The organism is Mesorhizobium sp. M7A.F.Ca.CA.001.10.2.1 (genome assembly GCF_003998575.1).
Lineage (GTDB): Bacteria > Pseudomonadota > Alphaproteobacteria > Rhizobiales > Rhizobiaceae > Mesorhizobium.
In genome coordinates this window covers 1-2111 of the sequence record NZ_RZQY01000855.1, presented here as the reverse complement: position 1 = coordinate 2111, position 2111 = coordinate 1, and the positions used below count along the sequence as shown (strand labels likewise).

Genomic DNA, 2111 nt, shown 5'->3' with positions numbered 1-2111 from the left:
AGTTCCTTCTTGAAGGCGCCAACCATGCCTTCAACAACGACACGTCGGCAGCGCGCTACGACAAGAAGGCGGCCGACCTGGCCTGGGGCAGAACGATCGCCTTCCTCAAGCAGAAACTGGCATAGGGCGTTCGTCTAATCCGTGTTCGCCGGCTTGTGGAAGGCGACGCCGGCGACCACCAGCGCAATGCCGAGGCAATCGGTAAAACTTGGCATCTGGCGCAGCACGACGACGCCGATCAGCGTCGCGGTGACGGGCAGCAGCGACAGCATCAGCGCGAAGCTGGCGCGTGGCAGCCGCGACATGGCGAGCTGGTCGCAGATGCAGGGAATGACAGAGGAGCAGATGCCGACGCCGATGGCGGCGAACAGCAGCGGCAGTGAGAAAAAGGCCGGCAGCGCATCGGTGAGGCCGATCGGCAGCACGACGATGAAGGCGATCGCCATGGCGGCACCCAGGCCGGCGATGCCGGCGCCTACGCCTGACGCGGCGACGCGGTGGCCGAGCACGATGTAGCCGACAAACAGCGCGCCGTTGAGGAAGGCCCAGCACAGCCCGATGGGATTGTCGGACCATCTGACGTCGATGAGCAGCAAGGTGCCAGCGACGGCGACGACAAGGGCGGCAAGATTGCGCGGGCTCCTGAGGCCGATCGCCGCGACGCCGATGGTGCCGACGAATTCGATCGCCGCCACCAGCGAGATCGGCAGGCGGTCGAGCGCCAGGTAGAACGAACAGTTCATCACCGCCAGACAGGCGCCGAAGGCCAGCAACAGCAGCCTTGTCGAGCGATCGGCGCGGGCGAAGCTTCGCCATGGACGGGTCAGGGGTGCGAAGATGAGTGCTGCCGTGGCGATGCGCAGCCACGCCATGCCGAGCACGCCGACATGCGGGAAAAGCAGCACGGCGAAAGCCGGCCCGAGATAGTGGAAGACGGCGCTGACGGCGAACCAGACATGCGGCGGCAATTTTTCCGTCAGCCTGGCCAGGGTGGGGTTGCCGGGGGCAGGATCTGCCGTAAGAGCTTGCGTTTGATCATTCATCGGCTCAGTATCGCAGGCATATTTGCCGGTTTATATGAGTGATGATGGGCTCGTCTGGCGAGATTTCTCTCAGAAGCAAGGAATTTCCCATGAAGCGCCTTCGAACTGAAAGTGCCGACCTCGATGTCTCTGACATGAAGATCCTGCGTCTGCTGGAGAAGGACGCGCGCACCAGCACGGCGGAGCTGGCACGCTCAGTCGGTCTGTCGGCGCCGAGCGTGGCCGAGCGCATCAAGCGGCTGCAGGAAAGCGGCGTCATCGAGGCCTATTCGGTCAGGATCAACCCGGCGGCACTCGGCCTGCCGCTGTCGGCGTGGCTGCGCATCCGGCCGGTGCCGGGGCAACTGGCCCTCGTGGCCGAGATCATCCGCGAACTGCCGGAGATCGTGCAATGCGACCGGGTGACCGGAGAGGATTGTTTCATCGCGCTGGCGCATGTCGGCTCGGTGGCCGAACTCGAGCGGGTGATCGACCGCATCATTCCTTATGCGATGACCAATACGGCGATCATCCAGTCGTCGCCGGTGGTGGCGCGCTCGGCGCTGGGAGCGTTGAGGCGCCAGGCTTGACCTACAGGAGAGGAACCTATGCGTGGCCGCGCTTCATGCGCGCCTGCTTCAGGATGGCGCGCCAGCGGATCATGTCGAACGGGATCGGCTCGTTGTTGTTGGCGATGTGGAAGATCTCGTTGTTGACGTTCTTGAGCGAGCGCCAGAAATCATAGTCGGTGATGCGCGGATCGGCAGCCAGCCTGTCCACCTCGACCTTGATGTCGGTTTTCATGCACTTTCCTCGAACCGGCGCCGCGCCGCCCGTGTCGCTACCTCGATGCGGATCGTTTTCGACCGACCCGCTGAGTCGCGCAACGGCTCAGATGGCTTGTTCCCGTTAAAACCTTGGTAAGGTTAACGAGGGCGCCGCGCCGCTTCAAGCACTGCTGCCGGCCGATGGGAGGGTTCTGCGATTTTAGATTGCCGGTGTGGCTTTGACGCCGGGAACGAGAAGGTGTCGGCTTCGCCCTATTTGCGTTTGATGCCGATCGAACGGCCGGCCCGTACCGGCATCGGC

At 63.7% G+C, this 2111-nt stretch carries 4 protein-coding genes; 2 read left to right on the top strand and 2 right to left on the bottom strand.

All coding sequences use genetic code 11. The features are described 5' to 3' along the window. Positions 1-125, top strand: a 125-nt coding sequence (locus EN964_RS32645; RefSeq protein WP_206528794.1) for a dienelactone hydrolase family protein, incomplete at its 5' end; no start/stop codon positions are given. Between the two features lie 9 nt (positions 126-134). Here EN964_RS32645 and EN964_RS32640 read toward each other — a convergent pair. Next, positions 135-1043, bottom strand: coding sequence for a DMT family transporter (locus tag EN964_RS32640; RefSeq protein ID WP_127272567.1), 909 nt, complete (start codon positions 1041-1043; stop codon positions 135-137). An 89-nt stretch (positions 1044-1132) separates the two neighbouring features. Between EN964_RS32640 and EN964_RS32635 the strand changes: the two genes are divergently transcribed. Further along, positions 1133-1612 (top strand): Lrp/AsnC family transcriptional regulator, encoded by a 480-nt coding sequence (locus EN964_RS32635; protein ID WP_127269207.1) that lies wholly within the window; start codon positions 1133-1135, stop codon positions 1610-1612. Positions 1613-1628: 16 nt separating this feature from the next. On the opposite strand, the gene EN964_RS32630 is transcribed toward EN964_RS32635, so the two are convergent. Next, complete coding sequence (locus EN964_RS32630) at positions 1629-1826, bottom strand: hypothetical protein (RefSeq protein ID WP_013531006.1); 198 nt, start codon at positions 1824-1826, stop codon at positions 1629-1631. Between the last annotated feature and the right edge of the window lie 285 nt (positions 1827-2111).

What these genes read in the sequence shown, in the direction of transcription:
- EN964_RS32640 (WP_127272567.1), bottom strand. Translation starts at nt 1,043, where the DNA reads ATGAATGATCAAACGCAAGCTCTTACGGCAGATCCTGCCCCCGGCAAC.
- EN964_RS32635 (WP_127269207.1), top strand. Translation starts at nt 1,133, where the DNA reads ATGAAGCGCCTTCGAACTGAAAGTGCCGACCTCGATGTCTCTGACATG.
- EN964_RS32630 (WP_013531006.1), bottom strand. Translation starts at nt 1,826, where the DNA reads ATGAAAACCGACATCAAGGTCGAGGTGGACAGGCTGGCTGCCGATCCG.